This window comes from Parvibaculum sp. MBR-TMA-1.3b-4.2, from assembly GCF_053628815.1.
In genome coordinates this window covers 472,967-493,498 of the sequence record NZ_JBRJHC010000001.1, presented here as the reverse complement: position 1 = coordinate 493,498, position 20,532 = coordinate 472,967, and the positions used below count along the sequence as shown (strand labels likewise).

Below are 20,532 nucleotides of genomic sequence, written 5' to 3'. Positions count from 1 at the left end.
GGCATTGCGATGGCAGAACTTCGGCGCCGGGAATATTCCGGTGGCCGGGTCTTGGGTTGTTGACGGTATGAGATATCTGGGGACGAGAATGACCAGACTTCCAGGGATGATGGCGCTTGGCGTGGCGGTGTTCTTCGCACTGGCGCTTCTTGGAACGGTGCCGGGGGGCAGTTCGCTGCATCTGGTAACGCCTGCGATGGCGCAGGAGGGACCCGTCATCCGGCAAATCGATGTGCGGGGCAATCAGCGCATCGAGGATGATACCGTCATTTCCTACATGACGCTGAAGCGCGGCAGCACCTATACCGCCGCCGGCGCCGATGCGTCGATCAAGGCGCTCTTTCGCACGGGTCTTTTCGCCGATATTTCGATGAATATGACCGGATCGACCCTGATCGTCTCCGTTGCGGAAAATCCGATCATCAACCGCGTCGCCTTCGAGGGGAACAGTTCCATCGACAGCGATACGCTGAATGAGGAAATCCAGCTCAAACCGCGCGTGGTCTATACGCGCGCAAAGGTGCAGTCCGATGTGACCCGCATCGTAGAGCTTTATCGGCGGGGAGGGCGCTTTTCCGCGACCGTTGAACCCAAGATCATTCAGCTTCCCCAGAACCGCGTCGATCTCGTTTTCGAAATCAGCGAAGGCCCGAAGACCAAGGTTGCCTCGATCAACTTCATCGGGAACGAGAAGTTCAGCGACAGCGATCTCAGGGACGTGATCTCAACCTCGGAGTCGGCCTGGTGGAAGTTCTTTTCGTCTTCCGACAGCTACGATCCCGACAGGCTGACCTACGACCGCGAATTGCTGCGTCGTTACTATCTTCAGCGCGGTTATGCCGACTTCCGTGTCGTCTCGGCCGAGGCGGAGTTGAGCCGCGACCAGAGCGCCTTCTACATCACCTTCACGGTCGAGGAAGGCCCGGTCTACAAATTCGGCAAGATTTCGCTCACCACCGAACTCGACAAGCTGAACCGGGATACGCTTGAGAAGCAGATTTTGCCCAAGGAAGGCGAAACCTATGATGCCGGCCTGATCGACAAGACCGTCGACGCGCTGACCTATCAGGCCGGTGCCGCAGGCTACGCGTTTGCCGAAGTACGCCCGCGTGTGAAGCGCCACAAGGACACGAAGACCATCGACATTTCCTTCCAGATATCGGAAGGGCCGCGCGTCTATGTGGAGCGGATCAACATCACCGGCAATTCGCGCACACTGGATTCGGTGATCCGTCGGCAGATGGAAATGTCCGAAGGCGATGCCTTCAACAAGGTCCTTCTCGACAAGTCCGAGAAGAACATTCGCGGGCTGCAATATTTCTCGCGCGTGGACGTCACGCAGAATCCGGGCTCCGAACCTGATCGAACCATCGTCAATGTAGATGTGCAGGAACAGTCCACCGGCTCACTCTCATTGAGCGCGGGCTTCTCCACGCTGGACAATGCCGTTGCAGGCATTCAGCTGGCGGAGCGCAACTTCCTCGGCAAAGGGCTTCAGATCAGCGCAAATCTGTCGCTTTCGCTGCGCAGGCAGTTGATCGACTTCCATTACACCGACCCCTATTTCCTGGGCCGGAATCTGGTCGGCGGTATCGACCTCTTCGGCAGTCAGACGGACTTCCAGAGGGAAGCTTCCTATGACTCGATGACCCAGGGCGGCGGACTTCGGTTCGGTTTCCCGCTCTCGGAAAAGAGCAACCTGCTGCTGCGCTATCAGCTCCGCCTGGACAAGATCTACAATGTGAGCTCGACCTCTGCGATCATTCAGGATGCGGCGGGATCGGAACTTCGTTCGATCATCGGCTACCGGTATTACTACGACGATCGTAACGATCCCGTGGATCCGACCGGCGGCTGGGACTTCCAGTTCGATCAGAACTTCGCTGGTCTGGGCGGCACCGTCCGTTACGTGAAAACGGAAGCTGACGCTCGCTACTATTACAAGGTCGCTAAAGGCTTCGTTGCAACGCAGAGCCTGAAGGGCGGCTATGTGCATGGACTTGGGCAGCGCGTTCGTTTGTCCGACCATTTCTATCTCGGTGGCGCTGAAATTCGCGGCTTCAAGCGTGGTGGCGTTGGTCCCCGAGATCTCAACACGACCAACCAGGATGCGATCGGCGCTCAGGCCTATGTCATCGGGTCGACCGAATTGACCTTCCCGAACGGCATTCCTGAAGCGCTCGGTATCCGTACGGCGATCTTTGCCGATTATGGCTATATCGGCCTGAACGATACCCGCGATCCGTACGGCACAACCAATATCAAGGATGCTTTCGCGCCGCGTGTGTCCACCGGTATCAGCGTCAACTGGCAGTCGCCGTTCGGTCCGGTGAAGCTGGACTTCGCGAAAGTGCTGATGTCCGAAAACTACGACCAGGAGCAGATCTTCCGCTTCAGCGCGGGGACGCAGTTCTAAATCAATCGACGAGTTGCGGCGGTTATCCGAAAAATTGGGAACCGCCGCGTGGGAGCAAACGGGGGGAAGGAAGCTAAAGAAGATGAAACGTAATCAGTTTGTATCGCGTATCACGGCTGTCATGGCCGCAGTTGCATTTGTCGCCACGGCGTCGGTTGTATCCGTTCCGGCAAAAGCCGAAGACGGTGCCACGGCGAAGCCGGCCGTCATCCTTATTGTGAATACCGAACAGCTCTTCGCGCAGTCGAAGGTAGGCCAGAGCATTCGCAAACAGGCGCAGGCGCAGGCCGAAGCCCTTCAGGCGGAGAACCAGAAGCAGAGCAAGAAAATGGAAGCCGAAGCCAAGAAGCTCGGCGACCAGCGCGCTCTTCTTTCTCAGGGCGAGTTCCAGAAGAAGGTCGAGGCGCTGCAGAAGAAGGATCGTCAGCTTCAGAAGACGATGCAGGAGAAGGGCCAGGCCTTCCAGCTCGGTACCCAGCAGGCGCGTGCGAAGGTCCAGGCGGCATTGCGCCCGATTTTCGTCGATATCATGAAGGAGCGCGGCGGCACGGTGCTGCTGGATCAGTCGGTTGTGCTGGCTGGCGGCGTCGATCTCGATATCACGCAGGAAGCGCTCAAGCGGCTGAACGAAAAGCTCTCCGATGTGAAGGTCAAGCCCGTCTCCATGGCGGAGTTGCAGAAGCAGCAGCAAGGCAAGAAATAGAATGAGGCGCGCCGGGTCCACCGGCTGTGATGGTACAGAATGGCGGATCCGCGCTTCTTTACGAACAAGGGCCCTTTCACGCTTGGCGACATCGCCGAACGTGTAGGGGCCCAATTGGCTCCGGGGACGGACGCTTCCCGGCAGATGGATGACGTTGCCCCGCTGGACAGTGCGGGCCCGACCCATCTCAGCTTCCTCGACAATCCGAAATACAAGGATGCGTTTCGCGCCACCTCGGCGGGAGCCTGCTTGATCAAGCCGGGCATGGCCGATGAAGCGCCGGAGGGGGTAGGCCTTCTGCTCAGCGAGGACCCTTACCGGGCCTTCGCCCTGGCGAGCCAGCTCTTCTATCCGGCGGAAGCGACCGGCGAAGACACGATGGGGGATGCCGGAGAAATTTCTCCGGGGGCCCATGTTCACCCCACGGCAAAGATTGCAGCGGGCGCGACGGTGGAAGCCGGCGCGGCCATCGGTGCGCATGTGGAAGTCGGGACCGGTACGGTGATCGGGGCCAATGCGAGCATCGCCAAGGGCTGCACGATCGGGCGCGACTGCTTCATTGCGCCGAATGTCACGGTGAGCCATGCCCATATCGGTGACCGTGTGATCATTCATCCCGGCGCCTGCATCGGTCAGGACGGCTTTGGCTTTGCCATGGGATTACCGCATCACGAAAAGGTGCCCCAGCTTGGCCGCGTCATCATCCAGAACGATGTGGAGATCGGCGCGAACACGACCGTGGATCGCGGCGCGGGGCCCGACACGGTGATCGGCGAGGGAACCAAGATTGATAATCTGGTTCAGATCGGCCACAACGTGCAGACGGGGCGCGGCTGCATCATCGTTTCGCAGACCGGCATCTCGGGGAGCACCAAGCTGGGCGATTTCGTTGTGCTCGCCGCGCAGGTAGGTCTTGTCGGACATATCACCATTAACACAGGCGCGCAGATTGCGGCACGAAGCGCCGTCGTGCACGACGTGCCGGCCGGTCAGCAATATGGCGGTGCGCCGGCGCGGCCGATAAGCGAATGGCGTCGCGAAATAGTCGCGATAAAAAGGCTGGGACAGCGGCGTAAGCCCGGTGCCGGCAAGGAATGAGGTTCTGCTGCCAGGCAGCATGGAATCCGGGGTCTCATAGAGGACGCAAGCATGAGTCAGACCGAGGCAAAAGAAAGGCCGGACAGCGCCGACATTAACCGTGTCATGGAGCTTCTCCCCCATCGCTATCCGATGCTGATGATCGACCGCATCGTCGAGATGAAGGGCGACGAGTCCGCCATCGGTATTAAAAGCGTGACCAACAACGAGCCGTTTTTCCAGGGACATTTCCCCGGCAACCCGGTGATGCCCGGCGTTCTCATCGTGGAAGCCATGGCGCAGACCGCGGGGGCTCTCGTGATCAGCAGCCTGGGAACGGAGGGCAGCAACCAGCTCGTCTATTTCATGACCGTCGACAAGGCGCGCTTCCGCAAGCCGGTCGTGCCGGGCGACAAGCTGGAAATTCACGTGACGAAGATTCGAAGCCGCGGCGCCGTCTGGAAATATCATGGCGAAGGCAAGGTCGACGGTGTGTTGGTGGCGGAAGCCGACTTTGGTGCAATGATCGTCGACCAGGCAAAGGTGTAATGACCGATATTCACCCCACGGCAATTATCGACCCCGCGGCTCGCATCGGTGCGAATGTGCGTATCGGCGCCTTCTGCACGATTGGGCCAAACGTCGTGCTGGATGACGGTGTCGTTCTGCACAGCCACGTGGTCGTCGCCGGCCATACGACGGTCGGTGCGCGCACGGAGATATTTCCCTTTGCCTCGATCGGGCATGCGCCGCAGGACCTGAAATTCAAGGGCGAGGAAAGCACGCTCGAAATCGGGACCGACAATATCATTCGCGAGAATGTGACGATGAACCCCGGTACCGAAGGCGGCGGCATGGTCACGCGCGTCGGAAACCATTGCGCCTTTCTGGCGGGGTCGCATGTCGGTCACGACTCCAAGGTGGGCGACTACGTCGTCTTCTCCAACAATGTCATGCTCGCCGGTCACTGCACTGTCGAGGATTACGTGATCTTCGGCGGCGGCGCGGCGCTTCAGCAGTTCGGCCGCGTCGGCAAACATGCCTTTATCGGCGGGATGAGCGGTGTCGAAAACGATGTCATCCCGTTCGGCCTTGTGATCGGCAATCGCGCCCACATGGTCGGCCTCAACCTCGTCGGCATGAAGCGGCGCGGCTTCACGCGTCAGCAGATATCCGCCTTGCGCGAAGCCTATGACGTCATATTCGCGCCGGAAGGCGCGCTTCGCGACCGGGTTGCCAAGGCGGCGGACCTTTACGGGGACAACCCGGAGGTCATGATGATCGTGAACTTCATTCAGGATGAGGCGAGCCGCGGTCTGGTGGTTCCCAAGCAGGGGCAGGCGGCCTGACGGCCGGCGGAGAGAACAGGCCATGACGGCATCGCAGTCCAGCGGGGCCTCCAGTTCAAGGTTGCCGAAACTCGCCATAGTGGCCGGCGCAGGCCCCTTGCCTGTGTCGCTGGCAAAGGCTGCCCTCGCCGAAGGGCGCGAGGTTTTCGTCATCGGGATCGAAGGCTTTGCCGGATCGGAGATCGAGGCCTTTCCGCATGCCTGGAACCGGCTCGGGGCGATGGGGAAGTTCATCAGCCTGCTGAAGGATAACCGGTGCGAGGAAATGGTGTTGATCGGCGCGGTGACCCGCCCGGATTTACGCAAGCTCAGCCTCGACATGACGGCCATCCGTCTCCTGCCGAAACTCAGAAGCTGGATGAAGCAGGGCGATGACGGTCTGTTGCGGGGGCTCGGCGGCTATATTCAGGATGAGACCGGCGTTCGTATCGTTGGCGCTCATGAAATTTCCGGCGGCCTGCTCGCCCCCGAAGGCGCCCTGACGAAACTCGTGCCCGATGACAGCCAGAAGAGCGATATCGCCGTTGCCGTGAACGCGGCAAGGGCGATCGGTGCGCTCGACATCGGGCAGGGCGCCGTCGCGTGTCGGGGCATTGTGCTGGCGCTGGAGGCGGCGGAAGGCACCGATGCGATGCTGGAGAGAGTGGCGAACCTTCCCGAACATTTGCACGGCAGCGAAACGGCCCGCGAAGGGGTGTTGGTGAAGCTGCCCAAGCCGGGCCAGGAGCGCCGCATGGATCTGCCCACCATAGGCGTCCGCACGGTTGAAAACGCGGCGGCGGCGGGGCTTGCCGGCATCGCGGTCGAAGGCGGCGGCGCGCTGGTCGACGACATCGACGCCATGACCGAAGCGGCGAACCGGCTGGGCCTCTTCGTCGTGGGGCTTCCGTCCGCCGAGACCCGGGCGGACACGCGATGAACAGTGACGCGGAGACCGGCCCCCGCATCATGCTGGTGGCGGGCGAGCCGTCGGGCGATGCGCTTGGCGGCGAGTTGATGCAGGCGCTGAAGGATATGACCGGGGAAAAGGTCAGCTTCTGTGGTGTCGGTGGCGCCCGCATGGAAGAGCAGGGGCTCTCATCCATTTTCCCGATGACGGATATTTCCGTCATGGGGCCGCGCGAGGTCGTGCCGCGCCTGCCGCTTATCCTGCGTCGAATCCGGCAGACGGCGAATTTCGCCATCGCCCACAAGCCGGATGTGATGATCATTATCGACAGCCCGGATTTCACGCATCTCGTGGCGCGCCGGGTTGCGAAAAAGGCGCCCGAGATCCCGATCGTCAACTACGTCTCGCCAAGTGTTTGGGCATGGCGGCGCGGTCGCGCGCGGGCCATGGCGCGCTATCTGCGCAGGGTGCTCGCGCTGCTGCCGTTCGAGCCGGCCTTCTTCAAGGCGCAAGCCGGTCTGGACTGTGTCTATGTCGGCCATCCCGCCATCAACCGCCTGCCCGAGGAGGGAGCGGGCAAGCGGTTTCGCGAAGCGCATCGCATTCCCGCCGAAGCGCCGCTTCTGCTCTTGCTGCCCGGTAGCCGAGTCAACGAGGTGAAGCGGTTGATGGGCATTTTCGGGGAAACGGCGGCCCGCCTCGGCAAGGAGATGCCGGACCTTCAAATCGTGCTGCCCACCGTTCCCCATGTGGGAGACTATGTCCGGGCAGAGGTCGAGAAATGGAATCTGCCCGTCACCGTCATTCAGGACGAGGCCGAAAAGCGCGCGGCCTTCGACGCGGCGACCGCCGCGCTGGCGGCCTCCGGCACCGTTTCCCTCGAACTGGGGCTTGCCCGTGTGCCCATGGTGATCGGCTATCGTATTGACCGGATAGCCGGAACGCTGGTCGGGCGTATGCTGAAAGTGCCCTCGGTGGTGCTGGTGAACCTGATCCTCGACAAGCCGTCGGTGCAGGAACTTCTTCAGTATCGCTGCACACCGGAAAATCTGGGCGCCGCGTTGCTTCCTCTTCTCAAGGACACGCCGGAGCGCAGCCGCGCACTTGCCGACCTTGATGAGTTGAAAGCCCGCATGGGCGCCGGGGGCGAGCACCCCAGTGTGCGTGCGGCGCGCGCCGTGCTGGAAATACTCGATACGAAAGCGCTGCCTGCGCCCTGAAAAATCGCCGCCTTCCCATCTTGAGACAGTTTTGCCTGCACTCTTGAGGCGAATGGCGGCGCCCTTAACAAAATAACAAATCTGCTTGCCGATAATGCCTTGGCCGAAAATGCACGAGGGTTAAGGATGCAGCTCTTTCCGGGACGAAATGCCTATCTGCTCGTTCTGATTGTGGCAGTGGTGGATGCGATTTGGCTCGCGTTCTCCAATGTGTCCTTTGCTGGGTCCGAGCTGGTTCTTCTGTCGGTGCAGGTCGTATTCGTGATCGTCCTTTCCACGGTGATTGAGCGGCGAACCTTCTCGAGCCCGACAATGGAAAGGCTGTCCGGCCGCCTCGTTCACTTCATGCAAGGGATCGCTTTTCTGCTGGTCGCCTGGGTGTCGCTCAGGATCCTGAACCAGGCCAGCATGTGGTTCGATCTGCCCTATACGGATCGCTTGCTGATCCATTGGGACGGCTTTCTGCCGGTCGACTGGCACAGCTATTTCCGTTTCGTCCAGTTGAACCCCGGCGTCCAGCTGGTTCTGGACTACAGCTACACCTCTTTGTCGATGGTCAGCTTCGTCGGGTTCGTCCTGCTTGTCTGGATCGGCGACATGAAGAGGGCCAGATATTTCATGGAAACATTCATGGTCGTCGCGCTGGTATGCACCGCGATCGGTGTGTTTCTGCCCGCGAAGGGCGCCGTCGCGACCTATTTCGGCGACGTATCCAGCATCGCTCATTTCAAGACGGTGCCGGGTGTCTACGCCATCGACGCTCTCAATCAGATGAGAAGCGGGCTCCCTCATACGCTCCATATGGGCGCCATGCCCGGGCTGACCGTATTCCCATCCTTCCACACGGCGGCGGGTATCGTGCTCGCCATCAGCTTCTGGAGAACCTCGTTCTTTCCGGCAGTGCTCGCCTATACCGTGGTCATGATCGCTGCGACGCCTGTCTTCGGCGCTCACTACTTCATCGACCTGATCGCAGGCACGATTGTCGCCTGTCTGATATGCGCAGCGTTTGCTTTCATGCCCTTCTACAAAGGCCTGTTCGCGCAACGAGACGCGGAGGAAGACTGGGAACCTGCCCGAGAAGGTGCTGTGTCTTTCTGAGGGCCGCAAACAAGCAAGCAAAAAAAGGGCGCCCCGTGGGGCGCCCTTTGCATTCCGGAATGTCGCGCGATCAGCGCTTGGCGATATCGACATAGTCGCGCGCCTGCGCACCCGTATAGAGCTGGCGCGGACGGCCGATGCGCTGGTTCGGGTCCTGGATCATCTCGTTCCACTGCGCGATCCAGCCCACGGTGCGGGCCAGCGCGAACAGCACGGTGAACATGGTGGTCGGGAAACCCATCGCCTTCAGCGTGATGCCCGAATAGAAGTCGATATTCGGGTAGAGCTTTTTCTCGACGAAATATTCGTCATTGAGAGCGATCTTTTCCAGCTCCAGCGCCACATCGAGAAGCGGATCGTCCTTGATGCCCAGAACGCCCAGAACCTCATGGCAGGTCTGCTGCATCACGCGGGCGCGCGGGTCGTAGTTCTTGTAGACGCGGTGACCGAAGCCCATCAGGCGGAACGGATCGTCCTTGTCCTTGGCGCGGGCGATGAATTCCGGAATGCGGTCCACCGACCCGATTTCCTGCAGCATGTTGAGCGCGGCTTCGTTGGCGCCGCCATGCGCCGGGCCCCAGAGGCAGGCGATACCGGCGGCGATGCAGGCGAACGGATTGGCGCCCGACGAACCGGCAAGGCGAACCGTCGACGTGGACGCGTTCTGCTCGTGATCGGCATGCAGGATGAAGATGCGGTCCATGGCGCGCGCCAAAACCGGATCGACCTGATAGGTCTCGGCCGGGACCGAGAAGCACATATGCAGGAAGTTCTCGGCGTAGTCGAGATCGTTGCGCGGATAGACCACCGGCTGGCCGACGGAATATTTGTAGGCCATGGCGGCGATGGTCGGCATCTTGGCGATCATCCGGCGGCTCGCAATCATGCGCTGCATCGGATCGTTGATGTCCGTGCTGTCATGATAGAAGGCCGAAAGGGCGCCCACCATGCCGCACATGATGGCCATGGGATGCGCGTCCCGGCGGAAGCCGCGCAGGAAGTAGGTCATCTGCTCATGCACCATGGTGTGCATGGTGATGGCGCGTTCGAATTCCGTGTACTCCGTGTCGGACGGCAATTCGCCGTTGAGCAGGAGATAGCAGGTCTCGATGAAATTGCCCTTCTCGGCAAGCTGGTCGATCGGATAGCCGCGATAGAGCAGCACGCCTTCTTCGCCGTCGATGAAGGTGATGTCGGATTCGCAGCTCGCCGTGGAGGTGAAGCCCGGATCGTAGGTGAAACGGCCGCTCTGTCCGTAGAGTTTCGAAATGTCGACAACGCTCGGGCCGAGGGATCCGCTATAGACCGGCAGGTCATAGGATTTGCCATCCACCGTGAGCTGGGCGGTGGTCGACGAACCCGCTTTCGTTCCGTGTTGTGTCATAGCTGCCTGTCCTCTTCTGGCTGTGCCGGCCGGGTCTCACCATGCCGGTTCAGGTGTTGAACATCTATACTAGCGGCCCCTGCCGTCCCGAAGGACGTTCAGGCGGCCTGATCCTTGATCCGTCCCAGTGCTTCCTCGCGTCCCAGCGTTGCTAGAACGTCGAAAATCGGTGGTGAAACGGTGGTGCCCGTTACGGCGGCGCGTAGCGGCTGCGCCACCTTTCCGAGCTTGAGTTCTTCTTCTTCCGCGAAAGAGCGCACCGTGGCTTCGACGCTGGCGGTTTCCCAGACATCGTTGGCGGAGAGACGCCCGTGCAATTTGCCCAGCAGTGACCGCGCGCCGTCATCGAGCAGCTTGGAGGCTTTTGCATCGAGCGAGAGCGGGCGGGTGACGCGGAGAAAGGAAGCCGCGTCGGCCAGTTCGAGCAGCGTCTTGGCGCGCTCCTTGGCCGCGGGCATGACCTGGGCAACCTTTTCGCGGAAAGCCTCGTCGACCTCCCAGCCTTCCAGGCGGTGCATGAGAGACAGCATGTCTTCGGCAAGGCGGGTGTCGTCGGCATGCCGGATATAATGGCCGTTGAGGCTTTCCAGCTTGGCGAAGTCGAAACGCGCCGGCGAGCGGCCCACCGTGTCGAGGCCGAACCATTCGATGGCCTGCTCGGTGGAGAAGATCTCGTCGTCGCCATGGCTCCAGCCCAGCCGCGCGAGATAGTTGCGCATGGCTTCGGGCAGATATCCCATGTCGCGATAGGCATCCACGCCGAGCGCACCGTGCCGCTTCGAGAGCTTGGCGCCGTCGGGGCCCAGGATCATCGGCACATGGGCGAACTCGGGAACGTCCCATCCCATGGCCTGATAGATCTGGCTCTGGCGTCCGGCATTGGTCAGATGGTCGTCGCCGCGAATGACATGGGTAATGCCCATATCGTGGTCGTCCACCACGACGGAAAGATTGTAGGTCGGCGAACCGTCGCTACGTAGAATGATGAGGTCGTCGAGCTGGTCGTTCGGGAAACGCACTTCGCCCATCACATGGTCGCGAACAAGCGTTTCGCCTTCATCCGGCGAGCGGAAGCGGACGACCGGCTTCACGCCTTCCGGCGCTTCGGATGGGTCGCGGTCGCGCCAGCGTCCGTCATAGCGCCAGGGGCGGCCTTCCGCCTTGGCCGTCTCGCGCATCTCCTCCAGCTCTTCCTTGCTGGCATAGCAATAATAGGCATGCCCCTGCGCCAGAAGCTGCTGCACGACTTCGACATGGCGCTGCTGGCGGGAAAACTGGAAAACGGGTTCCTCGTCCCAGTCCAGACCCAGCCAGCGCATGCCTTCGAAAATGGCGGCGATGGCTTCATCGGTCGAACGCTCGCGATCCGTGTCCTCGATGCGAAGCAGGAACGTGCCCCCGTGATGGCGCGCGAAGAGCCAGTTGAAAAGGGCAGTTCTGCCGCCACCGATGTGCAAGAAGCCCGTCGGTGAGGGGGCGAAACGCGTTATGACTTTTTTCTCTTCCGGCATGCTCTTCCGTCATCCATCCGTTACCGCATCCTGAGGCGGCTAGGCAGGGGAACAGATTGTTGGCAAGCTTTGACCCAAGGTGGGGCCTCGCCCGTGGCGCAAATCGGCCTCTGGGTCCGCTGCGGGACGGGGGTGTTCTAGCACATTGCGGCAACGCAGCGTAAGTCCGAACTTTTTTCGAAAAACACCTTTGTTTTTAAGGTGTTGGGGGAAGTGGCAGTGCTTTAGCCGCATGTGGAGGGGGCGTCGCCCATGGCATTTACAGCCGGGCAGGGCATGAAACGGCCTTCATTCGGCGCCGGGCAGGGGACGATTCTGCGGGTTTTGTCGGCGCTCTACGCAGGGTTTGGCGCAATTTCCCGCAGTTTTGCAGGCGAAACCGACCGTTGGTTTCTCTGGCTTCCCGTGCTTCTGGCCTGCGGCATCGCGGCCTATTTCGGCCTGCCGGTCGAACCGCCGCTCTGGCTGTCTCTTGCCGGATTTCTGATCCTCGCCTGCGCCTTATGGGTATTTCGCCGGTTGTCCTGGGTCTTGCTTCTCCTCTGCGTTCTGGGGGCGGTGACCGCGGGCTTTGCCGCGGCGTCGCTGCGGACGGCTCTGGTGGCGGCGCCGGTCCTGGCGGACGAGACGGCGGGCGAGCTGACGGGAAGGGTTCTCTTTGTCGAGGCGGGCGAGGCGGGAGACCTCACCGTGCTTATGGCGCCGTCGGCCTTTGCCGGGCTGCCGCCCGAAAAACGGCCTGCCAAAGTAAGACTGCGTATTCGGCTGAAAAATGTGGCGCTCCAGCCGGGCGAGGAAATTCGCCTCCGCGCCCGTCTCATGCCGCCGCCCGATCCGGTTTTGCCGGGCGGGTTCGACTATGCGCGTCAGGCCTGGTTCGAAGGCCTCGGGGCGGTCGGCTTTGCCTATACCGCCCCGGAGATACTCAGCCCCTCCACGGGAGGTCCGCGGTCCCGGATCGCCGCGCTTCGCAATGCGATCGCCACCCATATCCGGGCGTCCATCGGCGGGCCGGAAGGGGCGGTCGCCGCCGCGCTGGTGACCGGCGAGCGTCGCGCCATCCCGGAAGGCGTGACGGAAGATCTGCGCGCGGCGGGGCTCGCCCATGTGCTGGCCATCTCCGGCCTTCATATGGCGCTGTTCAGCGGCACGCTGTTCTGGCTTGCCCGTGCTGTGCTGGCAGCCGTGCCGGCGCTTGCATTGCGCTACCCGGTGAAGAAATGGGCGGCGCTCGTGGCGTTTTCCGGTGCCGCCTTTTATCTCCTGGTCTCCGGCGGCGCGATTGCGACGCAACGCGCCTTTATCATGGTGACGCTTATGCTGGGAGCGATCCTGCTCGACCGCCCAGCCATCAGCCTACGGAATGTTGCTCTCGCTGCGACTGTCGTTCTGCTGTGGCAGTCGGAAAGCCTGCTGGGCGCCAGCTTCCAGATGTCGTTTGCCGCGGCGGTTGCGCTCGTTGCCTTTTACGAGAGCAAAAGCGTCCAGCGCTTCATCGCCTTGTCGAGGGGCGACCTGCGGGGAGGCCCCGCCCAATGGCCGCGCCTCGTGCTGATCTATTTCACGGGCCTGACGCTGACGAGCATCGTGGCAGGGTTGGCAACGGCGCCCTATGCCGCGTTCAATTTCAACAGGCTCGCCGTTTTCGGGCTGGCGGGAAATCTGGCCGCCATGCCCCTGGTCGGTCTCGTGGTCATGCCCGCCGCCTTGATAGGTCTTTTGCTCATGCCTTTCGGCGCCGACGCACCGGCCTTCTGGGTCATGGGCAAGGGGATCGGCTGGATGTTGACGGTGGCGCATGACGTGGCGCATTGGGGCGGGGCGGACCGGCTTATTCCTTCAGCCTCGCTCGGTGCCCTGGCGCTTGTGACGTTAGGCGGTTTGTGGATTGCCCTGTGGCGTCGCGGCTGTCGCTGGCTCGGCCTGCTGCCTTTGCTGGGAGGCCTTCTGCTCTGGCCGCATCTGTCGCGACCGGACATCTTCATCGGGAGGGAAGGTGGGATCGTTGCCGCGCGCGGGCTCGATGGCGATATCTATCTGACCTCGGCGCGCCCTTCATACACGGCGCAACAATGGTTGCGCATGGAGGGCGACCGGCGAAGCGCGCGCGAGGCGGTATCGAGCACGGAATCTCCATGGCGTTGCGATGCGCGCGGCTGTGCTTTTCACGAAAAAAGCCGTCCCCTTATCGCCTACTCGAAGAGCATCGGCGCTGTCATGGAGGATTGCGAGCTGGCCGACATCATCGTCTCGGCTGTGCCGGTCGGCAGGGCGATCCGAAAGGGCTGCCGCGCCGATCTCATTCTCGACTATTTCGATTTCTGGCGGAACGGGGCGACGACTATTCGTCTGGAGACGGACGGTAAGCCGACAATAGAAACGGCAAGGGCCGCGCGGGGAGCACGGCCCTGGGTTCGTCAGCCCTGATAGGGCAAAAGCGGGAAATCAGTAGCGGCGCAGCAGGCCGACAAGCTTGCCCTGAACCTTCACCCGGTCTGGCCCGAAGATACGGGTTTCATAGGCCGGGTTTGCCGCTTCGAGCGCGATGGAATCGCCCTTCTTGCGCAGCCGCTTCAGCGTGGCCTCATAGCCGTCCACCAGCGCCACGACGATGTCTCCGCTGGTGGCGGTGTCGCATCGCTGAATGAGAACCGTGTCGCCATCCAGAATACCGGCCTCGATCATCGAGTCGCCCTTTACCTCCAGCGCATAATGCTCGCCGGAGCCGATCAGGCTCATCGGCACATCGACCTGGTGGCTTTCCTCCTGCAGCGCCTCGATCGGCGTACCGGCGGCGATACGGCCCATCACGGAAACGGTCAGCGAACGCTCTTCCTGCGACGAGGGCATCAGGTCGTGGCTCGTCTTGCCGCGGCTGCCTTCGATCACGCTGGGAGAGAAGCCTTTGGCCCGATTGGCGGCCAGACTGGGCTGCGAGGATTCCGGCAATTTGAGAATTTCCAGCGCTCTTGCCCGATGCGGCAGGCGCCGGATGAACCCGCGCTCTTCCAGCGCGGAGATGAGCCGGTGAATGCCGGACTTGGAGCGCAGATCCAGCGCGTCCTTCATCTCGTCGAAGCTGGGCGGGACCCCGGACTCCTTCACTCGTTCATGGATGAACATGAGCAATTCATGTTGTTTACGGGTGAGCATCCCGGAACCCCTCCAAGCCTGTGCCGCGCTTGCGTAGCGTTTGAACGCAAATCAGGAACAAAACAAAAACGTCTGAAAGAGTTCTACTTTGGTTCTCCACAAGCGTCAAGCGCCCTGTGGATAATTTTCCGCTTATGCGCGCAACGGGAGAATCTTGACGATTTCCCCGGCTTTTGCCGGTTCGGCATGAGGCGGCCGGACGATCAGGCAGCCGGCCTGGGACAGCGTGGAGAGCATCGAGCTGTCCTGTTTCTCGGCAGCCGTGGCAACGGAAAGCTCGCCGTCGATATGGTCCAGCGCCGCCCGCATATAGTCCTCGCGCGCGCCATTGCCCGGCAGCTCCCGCCCGAGCCGCGCCATGGCGAAATGAGGCCCCGGATTGCCGCCCTGCATCCGCAAGATGGCGGGCTTCAGATAGAGCACCGCGCAGACAAGGGCCGATACCGGGTTTCCGGGCAGGCCGAGCATGGGCAGGTCTCCCAGCGCGCCGAACATCAGCGGTTTGCCGGGCCGCATGGCGACGCGCCAGAACTCGATATCGAGCCCGTCCGGCGTGAGGGCGGATTGCACGAGGTCGTGGTCGCCCACCGATGCGCCGCCCAGCGTCACCAGCATGTCCGCCTGTCTGGCCCGTTCCGCGGTCTCTCGGATGTCGGCTTCTTCGTCCCGCGCGATCCCGAGGTCGAGAGGCTCGCCGCCTGCCTCGGAAATGAGGGCGGCAAGCCCGTCATTATTGGCGGACACGATCTGGTGAGCGGCTGGCTCCTCGCCGGGGCGCACCAGTTCGTTGCCGGTCGAGAAGAAGGCGATGACGGGACGCCGCGCAACCTTCAGCTCACAGACATTCATGGCCGCGGCCAGCGCGATGTCGGCATGGTTGAGCCTTGTGCCATGCAGAATGCCGCTGTCTCCGGTTCTGAAATCGAGCCCCGTCGCACGCACATGATCGCCTGTCCTGGCAGCTTCCCTGACCACGACATGATCGCCGTCGCGCTCGGTGTCTTCCTGAATGACGATAGCGTCGGCCCCGCGGGGCAGGGGCGCGCCGGTGAAGATGCGGACCGCTTCTCCCGCCTTGAGGTCGCCGTCATAGCCCTCGCCGGCGGGAGCCTCGCCCGCCACCTTCAGCCTGGCGGGGAGGTTTGCGGTGTCGATGGCGCGCACTGCATAGCCGTCCATGGCCGAAAGGTCGGCGGGCGGCTGCGTGCGCCGCGCGATGGCGTCTTCGGCGAGAACGCGCCCATGCGCCTGCGACAGAGGCACCGTTTCGGACGGGACCGTATGGAGCGCCGCGAGAATTTTGGACCGCGCGTCGAAAACGGAAAGGAGAGGGGTGTCGGCCATGGGAAAGGCCTTTCAGTCAGTCTGCATTATAGTCGCCCGACTTGCCGCCGCTCTTATGCGTCAGCCGGACATCGGTGATGTGCATGGCCTTGTCCACGGCCTTGGCCATGTCGTAGAGCGTGAGCGCCGCCACGCTGACCGCGGTCAGCGCCTCCATCTCGACCCCGGTCTGCCCGCTGGTCTTGACGGTGGCTTCGATCTCGACGGCGCTATCCTCCGTGGACGGAGTGAGATGAAGTTCGACCTTGCTGATGGCAAGCGGATGGCATAGCGGAATGAGGGCCGATGTCTGCTTGGCGGCCATGATGCCTGCCAGCCGGGCCACCTCCAGCGCATTGCCCTTTTTCAGCCCGTCTTCGCGAATGAGGGTGAGCGTCTCCGGCGCCATGGTCACGCGCCCGCGCGCGGTGGCGACGCGCGCGGTCACGCTTTTCTCCGACACATCGACCATATGGGCCGCGCCGCTCTCGTCGATATGGGAAAACTTGCCGCTCAATTTTCGTTCAGCTCCTTTTCCATGAAGCACCGCCTGTCCATTGGCAGGCCGCCATCTTCCTCGCGCATGCGAAGAGTGAAAAGACCTGGCGTCCAGTCATCCTGAGGCAGGATACGAAATCCGAGCTTCGCGTAAAACGGGGCGTTCCATTGTACGTCGCGGAATGTGGAAAGCGTCATCCGCCGGGCGCCCTGCGCAAAGGCAAAACCGCAGCAAGCCGCCGTCAGGCGGGCGCCGAGACCTTTGCGTGCATGGGCGCGATGAACCGACAGTTCGAACAGATGCCCGGCCCGGTCGATGAACCCGACCAGAGCGAAACCGGCCGGTTTATCCTGTTCATCCGCCGCGATCAGGATAGCGCCGCCCCGCAGAAAGGAGCGCACATAGGCTATGTCGGCGGGCGGGTGATCGGAAATTTCCTTCAGGCCGACATCGGCAAAAACCATCCCCGCATCCTTCTCGATCCCGGCCAGCAGGTCGAGTTCATCGGGTCGCGCATGGCGTATGCGATAGGGCATCGGCGGTCAGGCCGCGTGGGCGAGAAGGTTGCGTGTGGCCGCCTCTACATCCGGCTGCCGCATCAGGCTTTCGCCCACGAGAAAGCTCCGAACGCCCGCCTTGGCAAGCCGCGCCAGATCGTCTGCTGCGAAGATGCCGCTCTCGCCGACGATCAGCTTGCCGGCGGGAACGAGCGGGGCAAGCCGCTCCGTCGTTTCCAGCGTCGTCTCGAAGGTCTTGAGGTTGCGGTTGTTGATGCCGAGAAGCGGGCTCTTGAGGGTGAGCGCGCGCTCCAGCTCGGCCTCGTCGTGCACCTCAACCAGAACGTCCATGCCCCAATGGAAAGCGGCTTCTTCCAGCTCCTGCGCCTGCGTGTCGCTGACCGCCGCCATGATGATGAGGATCGCGTCCGCGCCCATCGCGCGGGCTTCCGCCACCTGATAGACGTCATACATAAAGTCCTTGCGGATCACCGGCAGCAGCACCGCATTGCGCGCGGCGGTAAGATAGTCCGGCGCCCCCTGAAAGGACGGCCCGTCCGTGAGGACCGAAAGGCAGGTCGCGCCGCCGGCTTCATAGGCGCGGGCAAGCGCTGGCGGATTGAAGTCTTCCCGGATCAGCCCTTTGGACGGGCTCGCCTTTTTGATTTCCGCGATCAGGCCATAGCCGCCGCTCGCACAGGCATCGTTGAGCGCCTTGTAAAAGCCGCGCGTCGGAGAGGCCGCCGCCGCCGCTTCTTCCATCTGGGCCGGCGTGCGCGCGGCCTTGGCCGTCGCGATCTCTTCCAGCTTATAGGCGCCGATCTTGTCGAGGATGTCGCTCATGCAGGCACCTGATTGTTGGTCTGTTGCACAAGGCGTTCCAGCACTTTCGTCGCCGCGCCGCTGTCGATGCTTTCGGCGGCAAACGCCACACCGTCCTCGAGCGAGGCCGCTTTCCCGGCGACGACAAGCGCGCCCGCGGCGTTCAGCAGCACGATATTCCGATAGGGGCCGGGCGCGCCCGCCAGGAGGTTGCGAATGGCTTGCGCATTATGTGCAGGGTCGCCGCCTTTGAGGTCGGCAATATCGGCACGGGGCAGATCGACATCTTCCGGCGCGACCTCGAACTCGCGGATCTCGCCCTGGTCCAGCTCGGCAACGAAGCTGATGCCCGTCGTGGTCAGCTCGTCGATCCCGCCCATGCCCGGCACCGTGCCGTGCACGATCCAGGCTTTCTCAGACCCGAGATTGCGCAGCGCCTCGGCGAAGGGCCGCACCAGCTCGCGCGAATAGACGCCGACGATCTGCCGCGTCACGCCCGCCGGATTGGACAGCGGGCCGATCAGGTTGAAGATCGTCTTGATACCGAGTTCCACGCGCACCGGCCCCACATGCCGCATGGCGGGGTGGTGGGCCTGCGCGAACATGAAGCCGATACCGGCCTCGCGAATGCTGCGCGCGATCACATCCGGCGCAACGTCGAGATTGACGCCCAGTTCCTGCAGCGCATCCGCCGTGCCGGAAAGCGAAGAGGCCTTGCGGTTGCCATGCTTGGCAACGGCAACGCCTGCGCCCGCCGTCACCAGCGCCGCCGCCGTCGAGATGTTGTAGGTGCCAGCGCCGTCGCCGCCCGTGCCCACAATGTCCACCGCGCCCTTGGGTGCTTCGACGCGGAGCATCTTCTCCCGCAATACGGTGGCGCCCGCCGTGATTTCGGTCACGCGCTCGCCGCGCACCCGCATCCCCATCAGGAAGGCGGCGATCTGCGCCGGCGTCGCTTCGCCCTCCATGATGTGGCCGAAGGCAAAGCGGGCGTCTTCCGCCGAAAGTTCATGGCCTTCCGACAGTTTCGCCAGAACGGGCTTGAGGTCGCTCATGCCGTCTCCATCACGTTGAAGCCTGCAAGCTGGAGGAAGTTCGCAAGAATTTCGTGCCCGCGTTCGGAGGCAATGCTTTCCGGGTGGAACTGTACGCCGTGAATGGGCAGCTCCTTGTGCTGCATCCCCATGATGATCCCGTCCGTCGTCCAGGCCGTGATCTCCAGGCAGTCGGGCAGGCTCTCGCGTTCCACGATCAGCGAGTGATAGCGCGTCGCCTCGATGGGGCTCGGCAGGTTGGCGAACACGCCTTTGCCGTGATGATGGATGTCGCTCATCTTGCCATGCATCAGTACGGGCGCACGCACCACCTTGCCGCCGAAGGCCTGGCCGATGGCCTGATGGCCGAGGCAGACGCCGAGAAGCGGGATCCGGTGCGCGGCCGCCGCTTCGATCAGCTCAAGGCAGATGCCCGCCTTGTCCGGATCGCAGGGCCCCGGCGAAAGCACGATGGCCGTCGGGCTTTTGGCCAGCGCTTCATTGACCGAAATCTTGTCGTTCCGGTGCACCTCGGCGCGCGCACCCAGCTCCCCCAGAAAATGGACGAGGTTGTAGGTGAAGCTGTCGTAATTATCGATCAGTAGCAGCATGGCCGGGCTTTCAAGAGCAAGAGGCTTTCAGGGCAAAGGGACAACCGGATGTTCCGGTCAATATAGCGCAGAATGGCGCGGTTATAATGCGCGTCGGAAAGATCGCACAATAGGACTGATGATCCCGCAATATCAATGCGTTACTGATGGCCGGCGACGGGGACGCCGCGGGCGCGCAACATGCCAGCGAGAAGGCGCGGGGCGGAAGCGCCGCTGGTGAAAAGCGTGAAGCCTTCTCCCTCCGCGATCCGCGTATCGTCCTCAATCAGGGCCGCGAGCCGCTGTGCGATGGCAGGCGCCGGGTCGAGCCAGTCCACGGGCCAGGGCGCGACCGCGCTCATATGCGGGATCAGGAAGGGGTAATGCGTGCAGCCCAGCACCACGATGTCGGTGCGCCCGCTTGCTGTCTCGATGAAGCAGGGCAGAATTTCTTCCCGGACGGCCTCGGTGTCGATCTCGTCTTCCTGAAGCAGTTTTTCCGCAATCGCGGCGAGCCGGCGCGAGGCGACCAGTTCGACATGCACGTCGGCGGCGAATTGCTGGATCAGCTGACGCGTATAATCCCGGGCGATCGTGCCGGGCGTGGCGAGCACCGAAATGACGCCGCTCTTCGTGCGACCGGCGGCGGGCTTGATGGCAGGGACCGTGCCGACGATGGGCATGGTAAAGCGCGCCCGAAGCGCGGGCAGAACCAGTGTCGAAGCCGTATTGCAGGCAATCACGATGGCCCGGGGCGCATGCGCCTCGACGAGGCCGTCCATCACCTGGACGATATGCTCGATCAGCGCGGCCTCTTCCCACTCTCCATAGGGAAAGGCGACATCGTCCGCCACATAGATGCATTGGCGCGTCGGCAGAAGCGTGTGGATGGCGTCGAGAACGGACAGGCCGCCTATGCCGGAATCGAAAACGAGGATCGGTCCGGCTCGCTCGGCCATGGTCA

At 62.5% G+C, this 20,532-nt stretch carries 19 protein-coding genes; 9 read left to right on the top strand and 10 right to left on the bottom strand.

Annotation, left to right across the window (positions count from 1 at the left end; all coding sequences use genetic code 11):
* Positions 1-88 precede the first annotated feature (88 nt).
* The 8 genes from bamA (at position 89) to ACSSVQ_RS02605 (ending at position 8,755) form a co-directional block, all read left to right on the top strand.
* Positions 89-2,416 (top strand): outer membrane protein assembly factor BamA, encoded by a 2,328-nt coding sequence (bamA, locus tag ACSSVQ_RS02640; protein WP_293327337.1) that lies wholly within the window; start codon positions 89-91, stop codon positions 2,414-2,416.
* An 82-nt stretch (positions 2,417-2,498) separates the two neighbouring features.
* Positions 2,499-3,119 (top strand): OmpH family outer membrane protein, encoded by a 621-nt coding sequence (locus ACSSVQ_RS02635; protein ID WP_293327335.1) that lies wholly within the window; start codon positions 2,499-2,501, stop codon positions 3,117-3,119.
* A gap of 39 nt (positions 3,120-3,158) precedes the next feature.
* Positions 3,159-4,217, top strand: a complete 1,059-nt coding sequence (lpxD, locus tag ACSSVQ_RS02630; RefSeq protein WP_454180723.1) for a UDP-3-O-(3-hydroxymyristoyl)glucosamine N-acyltransferase — start codon at positions 3,159-3,161, stop codon at positions 4,215-4,217.
* Between the two features lie 51 nt (positions 4,218-4,268).
* On the top strand, positions 4,269-4,745 hold the full coding sequence (gene fabZ / locus ACSSVQ_RS02625; protein WP_293327331.1) for a 3-hydroxyacyl-ACP dehydratase FabZ: 477 nt from the start codon (positions 4,269-4,271) through the stop codon (positions 4,743-4,745).
* Positions 4,745-5,545, top strand: a complete 801-nt coding sequence (gene lpxA, locus ACSSVQ_RS02620) for an acyl-ACP--UDP-N-acetylglucosamine O-acyltransferase (protein ID WP_454180722.1) — start codon at positions 4,745-4,747, stop codon at positions 5,543-5,545. Before fabZ ends, lpxA begins: the two co-directional genes overlap by 1 nt.
* Positions 5,546-5,567: 22 nt before the next feature.
* Positions 5,568-6,464 (top strand): LpxI family protein, encoded by an 897-nt coding sequence (locus ACSSVQ_RS02615; RefSeq protein WP_454180721.1) that lies wholly within the window; start codon positions 5,568-5,570, stop codon positions 6,462-6,464.
* Complete coding sequence (gene lpxB, locus ACSSVQ_RS02610; RefSeq protein ID WP_454180720.1) at positions 6,461-7,654, top strand: lipid-A-disaccharide synthase; 1,194 nt, start codon at positions 6,461-6,463, stop codon at positions 7,652-7,654. Before ACSSVQ_RS02615 ends, lpxB begins: the two co-directional genes overlap by 4 nt.
* Positions 7,655-7,780: 126 nt before the next feature.
* Complete coding sequence (locus ACSSVQ_RS02605; RefSeq protein WP_454180719.1) at positions 7,781-8,755, top strand: phosphatase PAP2 family protein; 975 nt, start codon at positions 7,781-7,783, stop codon at positions 8,753-8,755.
* Positions 8,756-8,825: 70 nt separating this feature from the next.
* Here the strand turns inward: ACSSVQ_RS02605 and gltA are convergent, their stop codons facing one another.
* Together gltA and gltX are read right to left on the bottom strand one after the other, a co-directional pair.
* Positions 8,826-10,139 (bottom strand): citrate synthase, encoded by a 1,314-nt coding sequence (gltA, locus tag ACSSVQ_RS02600; RefSeq protein WP_293327321.1) that lies wholly within the window; start codon positions 10,137-10,139, stop codon positions 8,826-8,828.
* Between the two features lie 98 nt (positions 10,140-10,237).
* Positions 10,238-11,650: a glutamate--tRNA ligase gene (gene gltX, locus ACSSVQ_RS02595; RefSeq protein ID WP_293327320.1), complete on the bottom strand. Its 1,413-nt coding sequence runs from the start codon at positions 11,648-11,650 to the stop codon at positions 10,238-10,240.
* A 252-nt stretch (positions 11,651-11,902) separates the two neighbouring features.
* On the opposite strand from gltX, the gene ACSSVQ_RS02590 reads away from it, so the two are divergent.
* On the top strand, positions 11,903-14,077 hold the full coding sequence (locus tag ACSSVQ_RS02590; RefSeq protein ID WP_454180718.1) for a ComEC/Rec2 family competence protein: 2,175 nt from the start codon (positions 11,903-11,905) through the stop codon (positions 14,075-14,077).
* A gap of 18 nt (positions 14,078-14,095) precedes the next feature.
* Here the strand turns inward: ACSSVQ_RS02590 and lexA are convergent, their stop codons facing one another.
* The 8 genes from lexA to murI form a co-directional block, all read right to left on the bottom strand.
* A complete protein-coding gene (gene lexA, locus ACSSVQ_RS02585; protein WP_454180717.1) occupies positions 14,096-14,803 on the bottom strand; it encodes a transcriptional repressor LexA in 708 nt (235 codons plus the stop codon).
* Positions 14,804-14,935: 132 nt separating this feature from the next.
* Positions 14,936-16,147 (bottom strand): molybdopterin molybdotransferase MoeA, encoded by a 1,212-nt coding sequence (locus ACSSVQ_RS02580; RefSeq protein ID WP_454180716.1) that lies wholly within the window; start codon positions 16,145-16,147, stop codon positions 14,936-14,938.
* Positions 16,148-16,163: 16 nt separating this feature from the next.
* Positions 16,164-16,643 carry a cyclic pyranopterin monophosphate synthase MoaC gene (gene moaC / locus ACSSVQ_RS02575; protein ID WP_293324390.1) on the bottom strand — a complete coding sequence of 160 codons (480 nt, stop codon included), beginning with the start codon at positions 16,641-16,643 and terminating at the stop codon, positions 16,164-16,166.
* Positions 16,640-17,161: a GNAT family N-acetyltransferase gene (locus ACSSVQ_RS02570; RefSeq protein WP_454180715.1), complete on the bottom strand. Its 522-nt coding sequence runs from the start codon at positions 17,159-17,161 to the stop codon at positions 16,640-16,642. Before ACSSVQ_RS02570 ends, moaC begins: the two co-directional genes overlap by 4 nt.
* A gap of 6 nt (positions 17,162-17,167) precedes the next feature.
* Positions 17,168-17,965: an indole-3-glycerol phosphate synthase TrpC gene (gene trpC, locus ACSSVQ_RS02565; RefSeq protein ID WP_454180714.1), complete on the bottom strand. Its 798-nt coding sequence runs from the start codon at positions 17,963-17,965 to the stop codon at positions 17,168-17,170.
* Positions 17,962-18,999, bottom strand: coding sequence for an anthranilate phosphoribosyltransferase (gene trpD, locus ACSSVQ_RS02560; protein WP_454180713.1), 1,038 nt, complete (start codon positions 18,997-18,999; stop codon positions 17,962-17,964). The genes trpC and trpD overlap by 4 nt, the downstream gene beginning before the upstream one ends.
* Positions 18,996-19,589 carry an anthranilate synthase component II gene (locus ACSSVQ_RS02555; RefSeq protein WP_293324379.1) on the bottom strand — a complete coding sequence of 198 codons (594 nt, stop codon included), beginning with the start codon at positions 19,587-19,589 and terminating at the stop codon, positions 18,996-18,998. The genes trpD and ACSSVQ_RS02555 overlap by 4 nt, the downstream gene beginning before the upstream one ends.
* A gap of 140 nt (positions 19,590-19,729) precedes the next feature.
* Complete coding sequence (gene murI, locus ACSSVQ_RS02550) at positions 19,730-20,527, bottom strand: glutamate racemase (protein WP_454180712.1); 798 nt, start codon at positions 20,525-20,527, stop codon at positions 19,730-19,732.
* Positions 20,528-20,532: the final 5 nt, after the last annotated feature.

Excerpts from the sequence above, each read along its gene's own strand:
- bamA (WP_293327337.1), top strand. The coding sequence starts at position 89 with ATGACCAGACTTCCAGGGATGATGGCGCTTGGCGTGGCGGTGTTCTTC.
- ACSSVQ_RS02635 (WP_293327335.1), top strand. The coding sequence starts at position 2,499 with ATGAAACGTAATCAGTTTGTATCGCGTATCACGGCTGTCATGGCCGCA.
- lpxD (WP_454180723.1), top strand. The coding sequence starts at position 3,159 with ATGGCGGATCCGCGCTTCTTTACGAACAAGGGCCCTTTCACGCTTGGC.
- fabZ (WP_293327331.1), top strand. The coding sequence starts at position 4,269 with ATGAGTCAGACCGAGGCAAAAGAAAGGCCGGACAGCGCCGACATTAAC.
- lpxA (WP_454180722.1), top strand. The coding sequence starts at position 4,745 with ATGACCGATATTCACCCCACGGCAATTATCGACCCCGCGGCTCGCATC.
- ACSSVQ_RS02615 (WP_454180721.1), top strand. The coding sequence starts at position 5,568 with ATGACGGCATCGCAGTCCAGCGGGGCCTCCAGTTCAAGGTTGCCGAAA.
- lpxB (WP_454180720.1), top strand. The coding sequence starts at position 6,461 with ATGAACAGTGACGCGGAGACCGGCCCCCGCATCATGCTGGTGGCGGGC.
- ACSSVQ_RS02605 (WP_454180719.1), top strand. The coding sequence starts at position 7,781 with ATGCAGCTCTTTCCGGGACGAAATGCCTATCTGCTCGTTCTGATTGTG.
- gltA (WP_293327321.1), bottom strand. The coding sequence starts at position 10,139 with ATGACACAACACGGAACGAAAGCGGGTTCGTCGACCACCGCCCAGCTC.
- gltX (WP_293327320.1), bottom strand. The coding sequence starts at position 11,650 with ATGCCGGAAGAGAAAAAAGTCATAACGCGTTTCGCCCCCTCACCGACG.
- ACSSVQ_RS02590 (WP_454180718.1), top strand. The coding sequence starts at position 11,903 with ATGGCATTTACAGCCGGGCAGGGCATGAAACGGCCTTCATTCGGCGCC.
- lexA (WP_454180717.1), bottom strand. The coding sequence starts at position 14,803 with ATGCTCACCCGTAAACAACATGAATTGCTCATGTTCATCCATGAACGA.
- ACSSVQ_RS02580 (WP_454180716.1), bottom strand. The coding sequence starts at position 16,147 with ATGGCCGACACCCCTCTCCTTTCCGTTTTCGACGCGCGGTCCAAAATT.
- ACSSVQ_RS02570 (WP_454180715.1), bottom strand. The coding sequence starts at position 17,161 with ATGCCCTATCGCATACGCCATGCGCGACCCGATGAACTCGACCTGCTG.
- trpC (WP_454180714.1), bottom strand. The coding sequence starts at position 17,965 with ATGAGCGACATCCTCGACAAGATCGGCGCCTATAAGCTGGAAGAGATC.
- trpD (WP_454180713.1), bottom strand. The coding sequence starts at position 18,999 with ATGAGCGACCTCAAGCCCGTTCTGGCGAAACTGTCGGAAGGCCATGAA.
- ACSSVQ_RS02555 (WP_293324379.1), bottom strand. The coding sequence starts at position 19,589 with ATGCTGCTACTGATCGATAATTACGACAGCTTCACCTACAACCTCGTC.
- murI (WP_454180712.1), bottom strand. The coding sequence starts at position 20,527 with ATGGCCGAGCGAGCCGGACCGATCCTCGTTTTCGATTCCGGCATAGGC.